This is a genomic window from Bradyrhizobium sp. USDA 3240 (assembly GCF_054063295.1).
This window is the reverse complement of the sequence record NZ_JBSSGD010000002.1, coordinates 4,612,209-4,629,099: the sequence shown is the minus strand read 5'-3', so window position 1 is coordinate 4,629,099 and position 16,891 is coordinate 4,612,209. Positions and strand designations below refer to the sequence as shown.

17 protein-coding genes are annotated in these 16,891 nt (G+C 64.5%); 11 read left to right on the top strand and 6 right to left on the bottom strand.

Annotation, left to right across the window (positions count from 1 at the left end; all coding sequences use genetic code 11):
- Positions 1-221: 221 nt before the first annotated feature.
- Both ACVIGA_RS22595 and ACVIGA_RS22590 read left to right on the top strand, forming a co-directional pair.
- Positions 222-1,013, top strand: a complete 792-nt coding sequence (locus ACVIGA_RS22595; RefSeq protein ID WP_097675972.1) for a Bax inhibitor-1/YccA family protein — start codon at positions 222-224, stop codon at positions 1,011-1,013.
- A 99-nt stretch (positions 1,014-1,112) separates the two neighbouring features.
- On the top strand, positions 1,113-1,643 hold the full coding sequence (locus ACVIGA_RS22590; RefSeq protein ID WP_456670862.1) for an N-acetyltransferase family protein: 531 nt from the start codon (positions 1,113-1,115) through the stop codon (positions 1,641-1,643).
- A 116-nt stretch (positions 1,644-1,759) separates the two neighbouring features.
- On the opposite strand, the gene ACVIGA_RS22585 is transcribed toward ACVIGA_RS22590, so the two are convergent.
- The 3 genes from ACVIGA_RS22585 to acnA form a co-directional block, all read right to left on the bottom strand.
- Entirely contained in the window at positions 1,760-2,131 is a 372-nt protein-coding gene (locus ACVIGA_RS22585; RefSeq protein ID WP_223977714.1) for a DUF2794 domain-containing protein, read from the bottom strand.
- A gap of 546 nt (positions 2,132-2,677) precedes the next feature.
- Positions 2,678-3,439 (bottom strand): DUF1223 domain-containing protein, encoded by a 762-nt coding sequence (locus ACVIGA_RS22580; RefSeq protein ID WP_456668039.1) that lies wholly within the window; start codon positions 3,437-3,439, stop codon positions 2,678-2,680.
- 224 nt (positions 3,440-3,663) lie between these two features.
- The gene (gene acnA, locus ACVIGA_RS22575; protein WP_456668038.1) at positions 3,664-6,384 is read right to left on the bottom strand and encodes an aconitate hydratase AcnA; all 2,721 of its coding nucleotides are present in this window, start codon (positions 6,382-6,384) and stop codon (positions 3,664-3,666) included.
- A gap of 240 nt (positions 6,385-6,624) precedes the next feature.
- Here acnA and ccmA point away from each other — a divergent pair, with 240 nt between their 5' ends.
- The 6 genes from ccmA (at position 6,625) to ACVIGA_RS22545 (ending at position 10,367) form a co-directional block, all read left to right on the top strand.
- Positions 6,625-7,227 carry a heme ABC exporter ATP-binding protein CcmA gene (gene ccmA, locus ACVIGA_RS22570; protein WP_456670861.1) on the top strand — a complete coding sequence of 201 codons (603 nt, stop codon included), beginning with the start codon at positions 6,625-6,627 and terminating at the stop codon, positions 7,225-7,227.
- Between the two features lie 268 nt (positions 7,228-7,495).
- Positions 7,496-8,164, top strand: coding sequence for a heme exporter protein CcmB (gene ccmB, locus ACVIGA_RS22565; protein ID WP_456668037.1), 669 nt, complete (start codon positions 7,496-7,498; stop codon positions 8,162-8,164).
- Positions 8,165-8,239: 75 nt separating this feature from the next.
- A complete protein-coding gene (locus ACVIGA_RS22560; RefSeq protein ID WP_456668036.1) occupies positions 8,240-9,043 on the top strand; it encodes a heme ABC transporter permease in 804 nt (267 codons plus the stop codon).
- A gap of 4 nt (positions 9,044-9,047) precedes the next feature.
- Positions 9,048-9,227 (top strand): heme exporter protein CcmD, encoded by a 180-nt coding sequence (ccmD, locus tag ACVIGA_RS22555; protein WP_229171244.1) that lies wholly within the window; start codon positions 9,048-9,050, stop codon positions 9,225-9,227.
- Complete coding sequence (locus ACVIGA_RS22550; protein WP_456668035.1) at positions 9,224-9,817, top strand: DsbE family thiol:disulfide interchange protein; 594 nt, start codon at positions 9,224-9,226, stop codon at positions 9,815-9,817. Before ccmD ends, ACVIGA_RS22550 begins: the two co-directional genes overlap by 4 nt.
- 175 nt (positions 9,818-9,992) lie before the next feature.
- Positions 9,993-10,367 carry a ComEA family DNA-binding protein gene (locus tag ACVIGA_RS22545; RefSeq protein ID WP_456668034.1) on the top strand — a complete coding sequence of 125 codons (375 nt, stop codon included), beginning with the start codon at positions 9,993-9,995 and terminating at the stop codon, positions 10,365-10,367.
- A 216-nt stretch (positions 10,368-10,583) separates the two neighbouring features.
- On the opposite strand, the gene ACVIGA_RS22540 is transcribed toward ACVIGA_RS22545, so the two are convergent.
- Together ACVIGA_RS22540 and ftsY are read right to left on the bottom strand one after the other, a co-directional pair.
- Positions 10,584-11,183, bottom strand: a complete 600-nt coding sequence (locus ACVIGA_RS22540; RefSeq protein WP_456668033.1) for a septation protein A — start codon at positions 11,181-11,183, stop codon at positions 10,584-10,586.
- Between the two features lie 173 nt (positions 11,184-11,356).
- The gene (ftsY, locus tag ACVIGA_RS22535) at positions 11,357-12,301 is read right to left on the bottom strand and encodes a signal recognition particle-docking protein FtsY (RefSeq protein WP_456668032.1); all 945 of its coding nucleotides are present in this window, start codon (positions 12,299-12,301) and stop codon (positions 11,357-11,359) included.
- 49 nt (positions 12,302-12,350) lie between these two features.
- Here ftsY and ACVIGA_RS22530 point away from each other — a divergent pair, with 49 nt between their 5' ends.
- The 3 genes from ACVIGA_RS22530 to ACVIGA_RS22520 all read left to right on the top strand — a co-directional run bounded on the left by ACVIGA_RS22530 (position 12,351) and on the right by ACVIGA_RS22520 (position 15,567).
- Complete coding sequence (locus ACVIGA_RS22530; protein WP_456668031.1) at positions 12,351-13,052, top strand: RluA family pseudouridine synthase; 702 nt, start codon at positions 12,351-12,353, stop codon at positions 13,050-13,052.
- Between the two features lie 107 nt (positions 13,053-13,159).
- Complete coding sequence (locus ACVIGA_RS22525; RefSeq protein WP_456668030.1) at positions 13,160-14,296, top strand: DUF2336 domain-containing protein; 1,137 nt, start codon at positions 13,160-13,162, stop codon at positions 14,294-14,296.
- Positions 14,297-14,601: 305 nt separating this feature from the next.
- Positions 14,602-15,567 carry a Bug family tripartite tricarboxylate transporter substrate binding protein gene (locus tag ACVIGA_RS22520; protein ID WP_456668029.1) on the top strand — a complete coding sequence of 322 codons (966 nt, stop codon included), beginning with the start codon at positions 14,602-14,604 and terminating at the stop codon, positions 15,565-15,567.
- Between the two features lie 35 nt (positions 15,568-15,602).
- Here the strand turns inward: ACVIGA_RS22520 and mtaB are convergent, their stop codons facing one another.
- The gene (mtaB, locus tag ACVIGA_RS22515; RefSeq protein ID WP_456668028.1) at positions 15,603-16,886 is read right to left on the bottom strand and encodes a tRNA (N(6)-L-threonylcarbamoyladenosine(37)-C(2))-methylthiotransferase MtaB; all 1,284 of its coding nucleotides are present in this window, start codon (positions 16,884-16,886) and stop codon (positions 15,603-15,605) included.
- Positions 16,887-16,891 lie beyond the last annotated feature (5 nt).

Below are 16,891 nucleotides of genomic sequence, written 5' to 3'. Positions count from 1 at the left end.
CGGCAGCGCCATTTTGCCTACAAATGCTAGGCTAGAGCGACATTCGGCCGCGCGTGGAAGCTTGCGTCGGATGTGTTAATTTCCCACATACCACTCGGGTCGGATAGTCGGTTTGAATGACACGCAATTAATGTTCCGCAAACCGAGCCATCTGAGATAGATTTAGAACCGGCGCCGCAAATCCCTTGCGCTCCACCGGGACCAACCACGGGAATTCGACCATGTCGGACCTAGACCGTAACTACGCTTCTCCTTTCGGCCGGGCCGCCGGGCGCATTGACGCTGCGGCCGTCGACGCCGGTCTGCGCGCCTACATGCTGCGCATCTACAACTACATGAGCATCGGCCTCGCCATCACCGGCTTGGCCGCGCTCGGTGTCTACATGGGTGCGGTGACCACTGATCAGTCCGCCGCCGTTGCCAAGTTCGGCAACGCCTATCTGACGCAGTTCGGCTACGCGATGTTCGTGAGCCCGCTGAAGTGGCTGTTCATCCTCGCCCCTCTGGCGATGGTGTTCGTCATCTCGGCCGGCATCAACCGCCTGCAGCCTGCGACCGCCCAGCTGCTGTTCTGGGTGTTCTCGGCGCTGATGGGCCTGTCGCTGTCGTCGATCTTCCTGGTGTACACGCACACCTCGATCGTGCGCGTGTTCTTCATCACCGCGGCGACGTTCGGTGCGCTGAGCCTCTACGGCTACACCACCAAGCGTGACATGAGCGGCATGGGCTCGTTCCTGTTCATGGGTCTGATCGGCATCATCATCGCGAGCCTGGTCAACCTGTTCCTGGCGAGTTCGGCGCTGCAGTTCATCGTCTCGGTGGTCGGCGTGCTGGTGTTCGCGGGCCTCACCGCCTGGGACACCCAGCGGCTGAAGAACGACTACATCTACGGCTACGCCTCGCAGGGTGGCGTGGCGGCAGAGCGTGCGGCAATCACTGGTGCGCTGTCGCTCTACCTGAACTTCATCAACCTGTTCACGCTGCTGCTGCAGCTGCTCGGCCAGCGCGACTAAGCGCCTCGAGCGAACCGATCGATAAGAGCCCCGGCCTTGCGGCCGGGGCTTTTCTTTTGCGCAGGGCAAAAATACGCTTGCGGCATGTCCACACCTGCTCTGCCCGATCCGGAAATCAGGCCGACCGCCGAGGCGGACCTGCCCTCCATCACCGCGATCTATGAGCACGCGGTGCGCTTCGGCACCGCGACCTTCGAGCTGATCCCGCCCGACTTGGCCGAGATGACCCGCCGCTACCGGGCGCTGATCGATGGCGACTTCCCCTATTTCGTCGCCGTGCTGGACGGCCGCGTCGCCGGCTACGCCTATGCCGGCCCCTACCGGCCGCGGCCGGCCTATCGCTTCACGGTCGAGAACTCGGTCTATCTGGATCCCGCGGTCCATCGCCGCGGCATCGGCCTCAGGCTGATGGAGCGCCTGATCGCCGAATGCGACGGACGCGGCTTCCGCCAGATGATCGCGGTGATCGGGGACCAGGCCAATGCCGGCTCGATCGGCCTGCACCGCCGCTGCGGCTTTCAGATGATCGGGACGCTCCCGAATGTCGGCCTGAAATTCGGCCGCTGGCTCGACACCGTGCTGATGCAGCGCGCGCTCGGCGAAGGCGCGGCGACGGTGCCGGCGGACTAAATGGGATACATAGCCCGGATGGAGCGCAGCGCAATGCGGGGCCGCCGAAACCGCCGATGAACTTGTCCCGGATTTCGCTTCGCTCATCCGGGCTACGAAGCGCCGAGTTGCCGCGCCTACACCAGCGACAGCTTGCGATCGATCACGAACAGCACCCGTTCGAGTTCGTGGCCGCGGCGCAGGATCAGGCCGGTCGCCGAAATCACGCTGTACATGCCCTGCTTGCGCGCCAGCCGGGGATCCTTCTCGATCCGGTAGATCGGCACTTCGGATGCGCGCCGGAACACTGAGAACACGGCGCGGTCCTTGAGGAAGTCGATCGCATAATCGCGCCACTCGCCATCGGCAACCATGCGGCCGTAGAGATTGAGAATGCGGTTGAGCTCAAGTCGATTGAATGTCACGCGGTTGGGCTGAGGGGTCGCGGCGGCGGGACGCGCCGCGGCACGATTCCCACTCGGATCAGTGTCCTCCGAGTTCAGACTCATCGAGCGCCTCCTGTTATCCCGGTGACGATCGGGTTCCGAAGGCCGGTGCCCCCACTTCGGGATCGTCACGTGAGTGACATGATTGCGCTAAGCGCAGAACGCCGCAAGGGGCCATTCGCAACGCAACCAGCCCTTAACCACGGTCAGGCGCGACGGATTGTCCGGAAAACCGAAGAGTCACGGGAACGTTAGAGGAATCATATTGCTGCCCCACTTCCGCCCATCGCCCGCCCCGCTGCCCTGCGAAAAGAAAATCCTGCGTTGGCCCGGTCCTTTCGGTTCCGGATTCCTCAGCCCCCAGCCCCCCGGGGCCGTCGGGATCGGGCCTGTTCGCAGGGGAATCAAATCCCAACACTGGGCCAACGAAAGTTGGTCCTTTTTGTTTTTGGGGCCCTGCTCGATCACGCGCGATCGAGACGCGCGCGCGAAGCCTCGGCGCTTTCCTTTCAGCAAATCACTGGATGCACGCTTGCCGCCGCGCGGAGCCACACGGCTACATGCGTGCGGCCCAACGACGCGACTGACGCCCGCGAGCGCTGCGGAGTGCTAGTGAAGCGAGGTGAATGCGGCGCCCAGCATCGGACCCGGCTTGTCGCGGTTGCCGTCCTGGACGTAGACGGCCGCGGCATCGACGCCATCGCGCGTGATGTTCTCCAGCGGCACGGTCCAGCTCCCGGACGAGCCGTTCCAGTCACCGACCTTCAGGAGATTGCGCACCACGTTGTGGTACGTGATCTCGTGGCCGCGATTCTCGCCGCGCGAGATCGAGATCGGCACCGACTTCGAGATCGAGCAGATCCAGACTTCACCGCGCGACACTGCGGGCGATTTGGACGCGGCGACCGACACGTTGATCTGCTTGCCGCTCAGCGTCATCGTCACCGGTACCGACATCACGTTGCCGCTCTTCTCGGTGTCCTTGATGGCGCTCTCGATGCTGGCACGGTCGCTGCCGATCACATGCATGGAGCCGTTGATCACGGCCTGCGGCGTGTAGACGTCACGATCGCCGCGCACATGCGAGTAGGCTTTCTGGCGCGCGCTGAAACGGGAATCGGCCAGCGTGTCCTTCCAGCCGAGATAGTCCCAATAGTCGATCGGCATGCTCAGCGCGATGACGTTGGGGTCCTTCGCAAGCTCCCCGATGATCTTGTCCGCGGGCGGACAGGAGGAGCATCCCTGCGAGGTGAAGAGCTCGACGACAGCACGCGGATCGGCGTGAGCGGGGCGGATGATTGCGACGATCGCGCAGAAACCGAGGGCGCTGGACCATCGCGAGATAGAATTATAGGCCATCATCGCTGTCATACTGCGAACCAGTCGTGATGATTTCTATCCGTAATTGTACGGAGCATGAAGTCTGTCCCTGAACTTGCGTGCCCCAAAACGCGAGAAAGCGGCCCTGTCATAGGCCGCCTTCTTTTTAGCCGCTACTCACTAAGCAGTGAGGCACCGATCACAAATCCGCGCAAGAGCATGGTCCGGAAAAGTGTGAAGCGGTTTTCCGGGCAGACCATGCTCAAACAAAAGGCTTAGGCCGCGAGTTTGCGCAGCACGTAATGCAGGATGCCGCCGTTGCGATAGTAATCGAGCTCGTCCAGCGTATCGATGCGGCAGAGCAGCGGGACATCCCGCTTGCCGCCGTCGGCGGAGACGATCTCGGCCGTCAGCGTCTGCCGCGGCTTCAAATCGCCCTGCAGCCCGCGGATCGTGACTTTCTCGTCGCCCTTGAGGCCGAGCGAGGACCACGAGGTGCCGTCCTGGAAGGTGAGCGGAAGCACGCCCATGCCGACCAGGTTGGAGCGGTGGATGCGCTCGAAGCTCTGGCAGATCACCGCGCGCACGCCGAGCAGGCGGGTGCCCTTCGCAGCCCAGTCGCGCGACGAGCCGTTGCCGTATTCGGCGCCGGCGAACACCACCAGCGGCACGTTCTCCTGCTGGTACTTCATCGCCGCGTCGTAGATCGACATCTGTGCACCGTCGGGCCAGTGCTTGGTGAGACCGCCTTCCGGAATATTGCCGTCGGCGCCCTTCAGCATGAAGTTCTTGATGCGGATGTTGGCGAAGGTGCCGCGCATCATCACTTCATGGTTGCCGCGCCGCGTGCCGTACTGGTTGAAGTCGGCGGGGCGCACCTGGTGCTCGCTCAGGAACTTGCCGGCGGGCGAGGTCAGCTTGATCGAACCGGCCGGCGAGATGTGGTCGGTGGTGATCTTGTCGCCGAACATCGCGAGGATCCGCGCGTCGACCACGTCGACGACCGGGTCCGGCTGCTTCTTCATGCCTTCGAAGTAAGGCGGGTTCTGCACATAGGTCGAGCTCATGTTCCAGCGATAGGTCTCGCTTTCCGTGGTCTTGATCTTGCGCCAGTTGGTATCGCCCTTGAACACGTCGGCGTACTTCTTCTTGAAGATCGTCGCGGTGACGTACTTCTTCATGAAGGCGTTGATCTCCTTGGTGGTCGGCCAGATGTCCTTGAGGAACACCGGCTTGCCGTCCTTGCCGATGCCGATCGGCTCGACTGCGAGATCCTTGGTCACGGTGCCGGCGAGCGCATGCGCAACCACCAGCGGCGGCGAGGCGAGGTAGTTCGCCTGCACGTCGGGCGAAACGCGGCCTTCGAAGTTGCGGTTGCCCGACAGCACGGCGGCGGCGACGATGCCGTTGTCGTTGATCGACTTCGAGATGTCTTCCGGCAGCGGGCCGGAATTGCCGATGCAGGTGGTGCAGCCGAAGCCGACCAGGTTGAAGCCGACCTTGTCGAGATCGGCCTGCAGGCCGGAATTGGCGAGATATTCCGCCACCACCTGGCTGCCCGGCGCGAGCGAGGTCTTCACCCACGGCTTGGCCTTCAGGCCCTTGGCGGCCGCCTTGCGCGCCAGCAGGCCGGCGCCGATCAGCACGCTCGGGTTCGAGGTGTTGGTGCAGGAGGTGATCGCGGCGATCACGACGTCGCCGTGGCCGAGATCGAAATTGCGGCCCTCGACCGCGAAGCGCTTCGCTTCACCGTCGGGCTTCTTGTACTCGTTGACCAGCGCGGTCGCGAAGCCGGTCGACACCGCCGGCAGCGCGATGCGGCCTTCGGGGCGCTTCGGTCCGGCCATCGACGGCACGACGTCGGCGAGATCGAGCGTCAGCGTGGTGGTGAACACCGGATCGGCCGACTTGGCGGTACGGAACAGGCCCTGCGCCTTGGCATAGGCCTGCACCAGCTTGACGCGATCGGCCTTGCGGCCCGAGGTCTTGAGGTAATCGATGGTTGCGGTATCGACCGGGAAGAAGCCGCAGGTCGCGCCGTATTCGGGCGCCATGTTGCCGATGGTCGCCTTGTCCGCGACCGACAGGAAATCGAGGCCCGGGCCGAAGAACTCGACGAACTTGCCGACCACGCCGAGCTTGCGCAGCATCTGGGTGACGGTGAGCACGAGGTCGGTCGCGGTGACGCCCTCCTTGAGCTGGCCCTTGAGCTTGAAGCCGACCACTTCCGGCAGCAGCATCGACAGCGGCTGGCCGAGCATGCAGGCTTCCGCCTCGATGCCGCCGACGCCCCAGCCGAGCACGGCAAGGCCGTTGACCATGGTGGTGTGCGAGTCGGTGCCGACCAGCGAGTCCGGATAGGCGACCTCGAAGGTGCCGGTCTTCTTGCCGACCGTCATCTTCTCCTTCTTGGTCCACACCGTCTGGGCGAGATATTCGAGATTGACCTGGTGGCAGATGCCGGTGCCGGGCGGCACCACCGAGAAGTTCGAGAACGCCTTCTGGCCCCACTTCAGGAACTCGTAGCGCTCCTGGTTCTGCTTGTATTCCTCGGTGACGTTCTTCGCGAACGCCTTGTTGTCACCGAAGAAGTTGACGATCACCGAGTGGTCGATGACGAGATCGACCGGCACCAGCGGGTTGATCTTCTCGGCATCGCCGCCGAGATTCTGCATCGCGTTGCGCATCGCCGCGAGATCGACCACGGCCGGAACGCCGGTGAAATCCTGCATCAGGACGCGCGCCGGGCGGAACGCGATTTCGTGCTCGAGCTGGCGCTTCTTCAGCCACTTCGACACCGCAACGATGTCTTCCTTCTTGACGGTGCGGCCGTCCTCGTTGCGGAGCAGGTTCTCGAGCAGAACCTTCATCGAATACGGCAGCTTCGAAATACCCTTCAGTCCGTTCTTCTCTGCCTGGGGCAGGCTGTAATAGACGTAGGACTTGCCGCCGACCTTCATGGTCTTGCGGCATTTGAAGCTGTCGAGTGAGGTCATGCGGAGGATCCCAATTCTCAGTTATACCCGGCAAGGGTAACTAAACACCGGCAACCGACATGGGCCGAGGGGATGGCCTGGATGGCTTGCGGCCGCCGATTGTGTGTGCTGCATCAAGTTCCGGGCTTATAGAACCTTTCTAGAAGCACCGCCACACCGACAAGCGTGCGACAGCGTTGCGCGACCCAAAAATTCTCACGCGGTAGCGAAAGATTTCAGAGGGCTGTGACACAACGAACCATGCGGCTCTCGGGACGAAATCTGAAATGCGTGCGCGGCGGACGCGAGGTATTTGCTGGCCTCGATCTGTCGGCCGCGGCCGGCGAGGCGCTTGCCGTCACCGGGCCCAACGGCGCGGGCAAGACCTCGCTGCTGCGTGTCCTCGCCGGGCTCCTGGTTCCCGCCGAGGGCTCGATCGCGCTCGACGGCGGCGACGCCGAGCTCAGTCTGCCCGAACAGGCCCACTATCTCGGCCACCGCGACGCGCTGAAGCCGGCGCTGAGCGTTGCGGAAAATCTTTCCTTCTGGCGGGAATTCCTCGGCGGCGAGACGGAGGATGCCGGCCGCTGCCTTGCTGCCGTGGCGCTCGACCATGCCGCGCACCTGCCGGCGGCCTACCTCTCGGCCGGCCAGCGCCGCCGCCTGTCGATCGCGCGCCTGCTCTCGGTGCGGCGGCCGGTCTGGCTGCTGGACGAGCCGACATCGGCGCTCGATGCGGCCGGACAGGCGCTGTTCGTGGGGCTGATGCGCGACCACCTCGCAAGCGGCGGCCTGATCGTCGCCGCGACCCATCTGCCGCTCGGCATCGATGCGCGCGATTTGCGGATGGGAGGCGCGGCATGAGCGCGCTGTTCTATCACTCGCCGCCATGCGCAGCTCTCTCCGTTCCCTCCCCCCTTGTGGGGGAGGGTCAGGGAGGGGGGTGCCACACGGCGTGCTCTCTCCAACAATCTATCCACGACATAAGACCTAGATTGCAAAAGCGACATCCCCTTCGAACGCCTCGCCCGGGGCCACCCCCCTCCCCTACCCTCCCCCACAAGGGGGGAGGGAGCGCACCGTTTGCGCGGCAAGACAGCGACTCACACGGCAACTACAGCAGAGGCGCGGCGTGAGCGCGCTGGCTGCATTGATCCGCCGCGACATCCGCATCGCGCTCCGCGTTGGCGGCGGGGCGCTGATCGGGGTGCTGTTCTTCCTCACCGTCACCGTGCTGATGCCGTTCGCGGTCGGGCCCGATCTGGCGCTGCTGTCGCGGCTTGGACCCGCCATCCTGTGGCTCGGCGCGCTGCTGGCGAGCCTGCTCACCCTCGACCGGCTGTTCACGGCCGATCACGAGGACGGCTCGCTCGACCTGATCGTGATGAGCCGGACGCCGCTGGAACTCGCCTGCGCGGCCAAGGCGCTGGCGCATTGGCTCGCCGCGGGGCTGCCGCTGATCATCGCAACCCCGGTGCTCGGCCTGCTGCTCAATCTCGACGGTACGGCAACCCTTGCGGTGGCGGCGACCCTGCTGGCAGGAACTCCGGCGCTGACCTTCACCGGCATGATCGGCGCGGCCCTGGCGGTGACGCTGCATCGCGGCGGGCTGCTGCTCGCCGTGCTGGTGCTGCCGCTGTCGATCCCGGTGCTGATCTTCGGCGTTGCGGCCTCGCAGGCGGCGATCTCGGGTCCCCTGTCCTTTGGAACACCGTTCTCGATCCTCTGCGCGCTGTCGCTTGCCAGCCTCGTGATCGGCCCGTTTGCCGCCGCCGCGAGCCTGCGGCACGGGCTGGACTGAGATGGGCAAGATCAAATCTCGCCGAGAGCGGTTCGGCCAATTGCTTGCGACACATTGGGCGATTATCAGGGTGCCATGAAGCTGACTGAGACGCTGACCGACCTCGCCAATCCGACCAGGTTTCTGGCGCTCACCGCACGCATCCTGCCCTGGCTCGCGGGCGTGACCGCGATCCTGCTCGCGATCGGCCTCTACCAGTCGGCGATGGCGCCCGACGACTACCAGCAGGGCGCCACGGTCAAGATCATGTTCATCCACGTGCCGAATGCATGGCTGTCGATGTTCGTCTGGGGCGTCATGAGCGTGGCCGCGCTCGGCACGCTGGTGTGGCGGCATCCGCTTGCCGACGTCGCCGCGAAGGCTGCCGCCCCAATCGGCGCCGCCTTCACCTTCCTTGCGCTGGTCACCGGCTCGCTGTGGGGCCGGCCGATGTGGGGCACCTATTGGGAGTGGGACGCGCGGCTGACCTCGGTCTTGATCCTGTTCCTGATGTATCTCGGCCTGATGGCGCTGTGGCGTGCGGTGGAGGACCCTTCGCGCGCGGCGCGGGCGGCGGCGGTCCTGACCCTGGTCGGCGCGATCAACATCCCGATCATCAAGTTCTCGGTCGACTGGTGGAACACGCTGCATCAGCCGTCCTCGGTGCTTCGGATGGGCGGATCGACGCTCGACAAGGCGTTCCTGTGGCCGCTGCTGGTGATGGCGATCGCGTTTTCGCTGCTGTTCATCACCTTGCATTTGGCGGCGATGCGCAACGAGATCCTGCGCCGGCGCGTGCGCAGCCTGCAGATGATGCAGGCCAACCGCAGCGCGTTTTCGAGCGAAGCGGGCACCGGTTCGCGTGAAGAAAACGCGTCAAACCCAATTGGAGCGGCGTGACGCGATGTCGCTTGGTCCCTACGCCTCTTTCATCGTGACGTCCTATGCGCTGGTCGCCGCGGTCGTGCTGCTCCTGATCGTCTGGATCATCGCCGACTATCGGCGGCAGCAGGCGCGCCTGAAGGAGATCGAGGCCAGCGGCATTACGCGCCGCTCCGGCCGCAGCGCGGCGGATATCAGATGAGCGATCAGGCGACCAACAGTCCGCCGCAAGCCCGCCGCCTGCTGGTGGTGCTGCCGCTGGTGGTTTTCCTCGGGCTCGCCGGACTTTTCCTGCTGCGGCTCTATGGCGGCGATCCCTCCAAAATTCCGTCGGCACTGATCGGTCGGCCGGCGCCGCAGACCGCGCTGCCCGCGCTCGACGGCCTCGTGAAGGACGGCGCGCCCGTCCCCGGCCTCGATCCCGCGGCCTTCAAGGGCAAGGTCTCAATCGTCAACGTCTGGGCGTCCTGGTGTGTGCCCTGCCACGATGAGGCGCCGCTGCTGACCGAGCTCGGCCGCGACAAGCGCTTCCAGATCATCGGCATCAACTACAAGGACTCGCCCGAGAACGCGCGCCGCTTCCTCGGCCGCTACGGCAATCCGTTCGGCATCGTCGGCGTCGACGGCAACGGCCGCGCCTCCATCGAGTGGGGTGTCTATGGCGTGCCCGAAACCTTCCTGGTCGGACGCGAAGGCACGATCGTCTACAAGCTGGTCGGCCCGGTGACGCCTGATAACGTCAACACCGTGCTCAAGACCGAAATCGAGAAAGCGCTGCGCGCGGACAAGTAATCGCATCGGCACGCCGCGGCTCGCGAATATGAATCGAGCATGAACGACGCGAGAAAACACCTGCGGCATAATACTTCGACGGGTTTATCTGCGGTTCATTTCCCGGCCACGGCGACGCCACGAACGCAACCCTAACTCCATGGCGTGACTTCACTCATTCCTCGGAGAGGGACATATGCGCAAGACCACGCTCGCTTCACTTCTTGCTACCGCACTCACGCTCGGCCTGATGACGGCCACGCCGTCGATGGCCCAGTCGCCGCAGCCGGCCGCGCCTGCCGCCAAATCCGAGAGCCACATGGCGCCAGCGCCGAAAGCGGCGGCCCCTGATCTGAAGACGACGGGAATGGCGAAGGACGACCTGCTCGACATCAACAGCGCCGGCGCGGACCAGCTCGACGCGCTGCCTGGTGTCGGCAAGGCCTATTCGGCCGCGATCATCAAGGGCCGCCCCTACAAGGGCAAGGATGAACTGGTGCAGAAGAACATCCTGCCGCAGGCGACCTACGACAAGATCAAGGACAAGATCGTCGCCAAGCAGAAGAGCTGAGGCGGTTCACTTCACCTCTCCGCGTTCTTTACGGGGAGAGGTCGAAATTCGCGCGAAGCGGGAATTTCGGGTGAGGGGCTTTGGAAGGTATTCGCAACAATCTCCAACCTATCCGTAGAGATAGCCCCTCACCCCAGCCCTCTCCCCGCATCCGCCTTCGCCCGAAGGCGGGCTTCGGCGGACAAGAGAGCGGGGCGAGGGAGCAGACCGCCGCTACTATTTCCGCAGATCGCCGGCGTCCGCTTCGCTGGTTTCCAGCGAGACCGGCTCCAGATGATAGCGCTTGGTCAGCGGCATCTGGGCGATGGCGAAGATCATGGTCAGCGGCGTCACGCCGAACACCTTGAAGTTCACCCAGAAATCGGTGGTCTGCGTCCGCCAGACGATCTCGTTGAGGATGGCCATGCCGGCGAAGAACAGCGCCCAGCGCATGGTGAGGATGCGCCAGCCCTGCGGCGTCAGGTTGAACATCTGGTCGAACATCACGGCGATGAAGGAACGGCCGAACAGTAGCCCGCCGCCGAGCACGGCCGCGAACAGGCCGTAGATGATGGTCGGCTTGAGCTTGATGAAGGTCTCGTCGTGCAGCACCAGGGTCAGGGTGCCGAACACCAGCACGATCGCGCCGGTCACCAGCGCCATGATCGGCACGTGTTTGGTCACGACATAGCACGCAATCATCGCCGCCACGATCGCCACCATGAACGCAGCCGTAGCGACGAACAGATGGTACTTGGCGTTCGCGATGAAGAACACGAGCAGCGGGCCGAGCTCGGTTGCGAGCTTGAACAGCGGATGTGGCTGGGTCTTGTCCATCAATTCAGTCCATTGAACTCGTGTCTTGTGAACTCGTGTCTTGGCCATCCTTCGAGACGGCGCTCCGCGCCTCCTCTGAATGACGACCTTTCGTATCCCACCGTCACCCCTGCATAACGGCTTTGCCGTTGTTGCTGGAGGAGCGCGCACCAGCGCGCGTCCCGAAGGATGAATTATTCGATCCCGGCAATTGCCTTGGCAAAATCCTTCGCCGTGAAGGGCGCGAGGTCCTCGACGCCTTCGCCGACGCCGATGAAATGTACCGGCAGCTTGTGCTTCTCCGACAGCGCGACAAGGATGCCGCCGCGCGCGGTGCCGTCAAGCTTGGTCATCACGAGGCCGGTGACGCCTGCCGTACGATGAAACGCCTCGACCTGCGACAGCGCATTTTGTCCCACCGTGGCGTCGAGCACGAGCAGCACCGCATGCGGCGCCGACGCATCGACCTTCTTGATGACGCGAACGACCTTTTCGAGCTCGTTCATCAGCTCGGACTTGTTCTGAAGGCGGCCGGCGGTGTCGATCAGCAGCACGTCGCGCGCCTGCTCCTTGGCCGCGGTCAGCGCGCTGAAGGCGAGGCTTGCCGAATCCGACCCTTGCGCGCCCGCGATGACCGGCGACTTGGTGCGCTCGCCCCAGACCTTGAGCTGCTCGATCGCCGCGGCGCGGAAGGTATCGCCGGCGGCCAGCATGACCTTGTGGCCCTCGGCGGAGAATTTCGCGGCCAGCTTGCCGATCGTCGTGGTCTTGCCGGAGCCGTTGACGCCGACGACCAGGATCACGAACGGCTTCAGCGTCGCATCGATCTCGAGCGGCTTCGCCACCGGCACCAGCACCTTCTCGACCTCGGTCGCAACGACGTCCTTGACCTCGTCGGCCGAGATCGCCTTGTCGTAGCGGCCCTTGCCGACCGCCTGCGCAATGCGGACCGCGACATCGGTGCCGAGGTCGGCACGCAGCAGCACATCCTCGATGTCATCGAGCATGGCAGAATCGAGCTTGCGCTTGGTGACGAGGTCGGCGACCGCGGTCCCGATCGAACTCGAGGTTCGCTTCAGGCCGCCTTTCAGCCGCTGCCACCAGCTCTGTTTGGGAGTTCCCGCAGTGGTATCGTTCATGGCGGGGGTGTGTTAGCCGTTTCGCCTCACAAACGAAAGTCTCGACGAATTGATCGATGTTCCCCAATTGACCGCGGAAGAGATCCTGGCGCGGGTGCTCCACCGCGACGGGCTGATGCTGGTTATCGACAAACCGGCCGGCCTGCCGGTGCACCGTGGTCCCAAGAGCGGCCCGAATCTGGAAGCCTCGTTCGACGCGTTGCGGTTCGGCCTGCCCCGGCCGCCGGTGCTGGCGCATCGGCTGGACAAGGACACCTCCGGCTGCCTCGTCCTGGGACGCCACCGCAAGGCGACCGCCTCGCTCGGGCTGCTGTTCAAGCACAGCAAGATTGCGAAGACCTATTGGACCGTGGTCGAGGGTGGCCCCACCGAGGACCAAGGCACCATCGACATGCCGCTCGGCCGGCTCAACGCCGAGCGCGGCTGGTGGCAGAAGCCGGACCCGGATGGCCAGAAGGCCATCACCAACTGGAAGGTGCTGGGACGCTGCGACGGCCTTGCCTGGATTGCGATGGAGCCGGTCACCGGCCGCACCCACCAGCTACGGGTGCATTCATCGGCGATGGGCTGGCCGATCGTCGGCGACAATATCTATGGCAACGGTCCGCGCTTCGGCGAGCCGACCCTGCATCTGCATTCCCGCGAAATCGGCATCCCGATCTCCCGCAACAAGGACCCCGTGCATGTCGTAGCACCTGCGCCGGCGCACATGCAGGAGCGGCTCAAGGCCTGCGGCTGGAACGGCGAGTAATCCTCCGGGATTCTACTGACCATTATCCTTACGAAACGTTCAGGTCCGCCCGATAGAGCTGCAAGCTGGCTTAGAACAAGCGCATCGGGACGGGCTCAGGACGAGCAATGCTGACTGCCGGGCAGGCAATTATCGACGAGGTCGAGGCTGCGATCCGCGCCGGCTCCGCCGAAAAATGCATCGCCACGGCGAAGCGCGTCACTGATCTGTTCCTCCTCTCCGCCGGCAGCTTCAACAGCGAGCAGGTCGAACTGTTCGACAATGTGCTCGAACGGCTGGTCAAGACCATCGAGCTGCGCGCGCTCGCCGAGATCAGCGCCCGGATGGCGCTTGCCGAGATCAGCGAGCAACTCGCCCCGGTCGCGCAGGCACCGCCCGCGATCGTTCGCCGCCTCGCCAGCAACGATGAGATCCGGGTCGCGCGGCCGATGCTGCAGGAATCCTCACGCCTCAGTGCCGAGGACCTGGTCGAGATCGCGCAGACCAAGAGCGAACAGCACCTGCTCGCCGTCGCCGGCCGCTGGTGGCTGAAGGAAGTCGTCACCGATGCACTGCTGGCCCGTCGCTTTGCAAGCGTGAGCCACCGCCTGGTCACCAATCCCGGCGCCAAAGTATCGCCGGACGGATTTGCCGTCGTCCTCGCACAAGCCGAGCACGATCCGACCCTCGCAGTCGAGACCGGCATCCGCGCAGACCTGCCGGCGGAGCTCCGTCTTCAGCTCCTGCGCCGGGCAACGGAAGAGGTGCGCGGCCGTTTGCTGGAGCGCGCCCCGCCGTATCTCTACGAGGAAATCCGGCACGCGATCGCCGCAGTCGCCGCCGGCGTCGAGCGCGACATGTCCCAAGTCCGCGATTTCACCGCTGCCAAGCGCCACGTCGCGAAGCTGAAGGATAGCGGCGAGCTCAACGAGGCAGCGCTGCTCGGCTTCGCCAGGCAGCGAAAATATGAAGAGACCGTTGTCGCGCTGGCGGAGCTAGCGCAGTCGAACGTCGAGGTGATCCGCTCCCTGATGCAAAGCCTGCGCAGTGAAGGGCTGCTGGTGCCGTGCCGGGCGGCAGGCCTGAGCTGGGAGACCACCGCCGCGGTGATGGAATGCCGCTATACGACCGGCTCCATGGGCTCCGTTGAGCTCACCCATGCGAAGAGCCAGTTCACGAAGATGACACGCGGAGACGCCGATCGCCTGCTGCGGTTCTGGCAGGTTCGCGCGTCGCAGCCGCCAAAGCCCGGCCGCGCGCACTGACAACGTCGCGCGCGATGCGCGGCTGATTCCGATTTCAACCTGTCAAACCAGCTGGTTCGGCATCATCACGACCAACAACAACCATCGTAGTTGTGGGTCCCTGCTCCCGTGCGCAATTGCGCACTAGCCGGGGACGACGTCGAGATTGTTGGCGCACCGGGGAATGACGCGGGAGAAAAATGCGTACCCCGAAAGGATGCGCACGGCTTTCGACCCAGACAAGATCTGCGATTTGTTGACGTTGGCTGGGGCACCCGCACTGTAGTTAGATGACGCTGCGACGGATGATCGGGCAGCGTGTTCGCATGAAGCGACGAACCTTCATCGCAAGCTCAGTCGTCCTGCTGGCCGCACCGGGCATCGTGCGGGCGCAGGCCTATCCGGCACGACCGGTGCGCATGATCGTTCCGTTCGGGCCAGGCGGGAACGCCGATGTTTTCGGCCGGATCATCGCGCAGAAATTATCCGAGCGGCTTGGAGAGCAGTTCTACGTCGAGAATGTGAGCGGCGCCGGCGGCAACATTGGCGTTGGCCGCGCGGCCATGGCGGCGCCCGACGGATACACCGTTCTCGTCACGCCGCCCAGCTTCACGATCAATCCCGCGTTGCATGACAAAGTCCCCTATGATGCCCGCACGTCGTTCGATGCGGTCACGCTCGCCGTCAGCACAAGTGTCGTGCTCGCGGCAAATCCCTCTGTGCCGGCGCAGACGCTCAAGGAGCTGGCTGCCCTGATCAAAAGCAATCCCGGCAAATTCAACTACGCGACCGCCGGGGTGGGGTCGCCCGGACATATCGTCGGCGAGATGCTGCGCCAGTCGCTTGGCGTCGATTTTGTGCACATACCTTACAACAGCGCGGCTTTGGCAATCGGCTCGACGGTGGCGGGCCATACGACGATGTGCCTTGCCGCACCGGCACCAATTGTGCCGCAGGTCGGGGACGGCCAGCTGCGCGCACTGGCGATGGCATACCGGAGACGGTTGCAGGCGCTCGCCGACGTGCCAACGACGGCAGAAGCAGGCTATCCGGACATCGAGTTCGACAATTGGTTCGGCGTCTTTGTTCCAGCCGTCACCCATCCGGATATCATTGCGCTCCTCAACCGCGAGATCGTCAGGAGCATGTCAGATCCGGGCATGAGGGCACACCTGCTGACACTTGGTCTCGAGCCAATCGGGAGCACGCCGGCAGAGTTCAGCAGACAAGTCGCAATCGAACTCGAAAAATGGGCCAAGGTCGTCCGGGCCGCGAACATCAGGACTGAGTGAGGGCGCAGTCCGCGTCGATCGCATCTCGACCCGTCTCAACGAACGTCGCCGACCGATGCAGTGAGACGTGCCCCGTCATGGCCTGTCACGACGAGGCGCCGCACAAGACCCGGCGCGTCACCATCGATCGCAACCGGCAGGAAATGCTCGGTGCGGCCCTGCGTGCGGCTCTCGATCAGCACCTCGCGCGTCGCGCCGGCTTCCGCAGCCAGCCGCCGCACCAGCGCGGCTTCGCCGGCCGCGCGCAGCCGCCTGGCGCGCTCCCTGATCGTCCCGCCCTCGACCTGCGGCATCCGCGCCGCCGGCGTGCCCGGACGTCGCGAATAGGGAAACACATGCAGGAAGGTGAGATCGCATTCCGCGATCAGATCGAGCGAGCGCGCAAACATCTCCTCGGTTTCGGTCGGGAAGCCCGCGATGATGTCGGCGCCGAGCGCGATTTCCGGCCGCAGCCGGCGCACCTGCGTACAGAAATCGATCGCGTCCTGCCGCGAATGCCGGCGCTTCATCCGCTTCAGGATCATGTCGTCGCCGGACTGCAACGACAGATGCAGATGCGGCATCAGCCGCGGATCGTCGGCGATCACATCGAGCAGGTCGCGATCGGCCTCGATCGAATCGATCGACGAGATGCGCAGCCGCTTCAGCTCGGGCACATGGCGCAGGATCTGCCGGGTCAGCTGGCCGAGCTTCGGCGCGCCCGGCAGGTCGGCGCCATAGCTCGTGAGATCGACGCCGGTCAGCACGATCTCGGCATGACCGCGCTCAACCAATGTGCGGACCTGATCGACCACCGCGCCCATCGGCACCGAGCGCGAATTGCCACGGCCGTAAGGGATGATGCAGAAGGTGCAGCGATGATCGCAGCCGTTCTGCACCTGCACGAACACCCGCGGCAGGCCGCGCTCGAAGCCGTCGAGCAGATGCGGCGCCATCTCCGTCACCGCCGTGATGTCGGCAACCGCGACCTTCTCGCTCGCATCGATACCAAACGGCGCATCGAAAGCCGCGCGCGTCGCCCGCCAGGCGCCGCCGCGCATCTTCTCGTCATTGCCTACGACGCGATCGACCTCGGCCATGTCGGCAAACATGTCGGCTTGCGTCTGCGCCGCACAGCCGGTGACGACGATGCGCGCCGCCGGGCGTTCGCGTTTCAGTTTGCGGATCGACTGCCGGGCCTGCGCCACCGCCTCATTGGTAACGGCGCAGCTGTTGATGACGATGGTGTCGGTGAGCCCGGCCTGCTCCGCCTCGTGCCTGATCACCTCGGATTCGAATGCGTTGAGGCGGCAGCCAAAGGTGACGACGTCGACGCTCATGATGA

Bases quoted from the DNA above. Each gene is read 5' to 3' on its own strand.
- ACVIGA_RS22560 (WP_456668036.1), top strand. From the start codon at position 8,240: ATGAAGCTGACTGAGACGCTGACCGACCTCGCCAATCCGACCAGGTTT.
- ACVIGA_RS22585 (WP_223977714.1), bottom strand. From the start codon at position 2,131: ATGAGTCTGAACTCGGAGGACACTGATCCGAGTGGGAATCGTGCCGCG.
- ccmA (WP_456670861.1), top strand. From the start codon at position 6,625: ATGCGGCTCTCGGGACGAAATCTGAAATGCGTGCGCGGCGGACGCGAG.
- ACVIGA_RS22525 (WP_456668030.1), top strand. From the start codon at position 13,160: ATGCTGACTGCCGGGCAGGCAATTATCGACGAGGTCGAGGCTGCGATC.
- ACVIGA_RS22545 (WP_456668034.1), top strand. From the start codon at position 9,993: ATGCGCAAGACCACGCTCGCTTCACTTCTTGCTACCGCACTCACGCTC.
- ACVIGA_RS22580 (WP_456668039.1), bottom strand. From the start codon at position 3,439: ATGACAGCGATGATGGCCTATAATTCTATCTCGCGATGGTCCAGCGCC.
- acnA (WP_456668038.1), bottom strand. From the start codon at position 6,384: ATGACCTCACTCGACAGCTTCAAATGCCGCAAGACCATGAAGGTCGGC.
- ACVIGA_RS22520 (WP_456668029.1), top strand. From the start codon at position 14,602: ATGAAGCGACGAACCTTCATCGCAAGCTCAGTCGTCCTGCTGGCCGCA.
- ACVIGA_RS22595 (WP_097675972.1), top strand. From the start codon at position 222: ATGTCGGACCTAGACCGTAACTACGCTTCTCCTTTCGGCCGGGCCGCC.
- ACVIGA_RS22550 (WP_456668035.1), top strand. From the start codon at position 9,224: ATGAGCGATCAGGCGACCAACAGTCCGCCGCAAGCCCGCCGCCTGCTG.
- ftsY (WP_456668032.1), bottom strand. From the start codon at position 12,301: ATGAACGATACCACTGCGGGAACTCCCAAACAGAGCTGGTGGCAGCGG.
- ACVIGA_RS22540 (WP_456668033.1), bottom strand. From the start codon at position 11,183: ATGGACAAGACCCAGCCACATCCGCTGTTCAAGCTCGCAACCGAGCTC.
- mtaB (WP_456668028.1), bottom strand. From the start codon at position 16,886: ATGAGCGTCGACGTCGTCACCTTTGGCTGCCGCCTCAACGCATTCGAA.
- ccmD (WP_229171244.1), top strand. From the start codon at position 9,048: ATGTCGCTTGGTCCCTACGCCTCTTTCATCGTGACGTCCTATGCGCTG.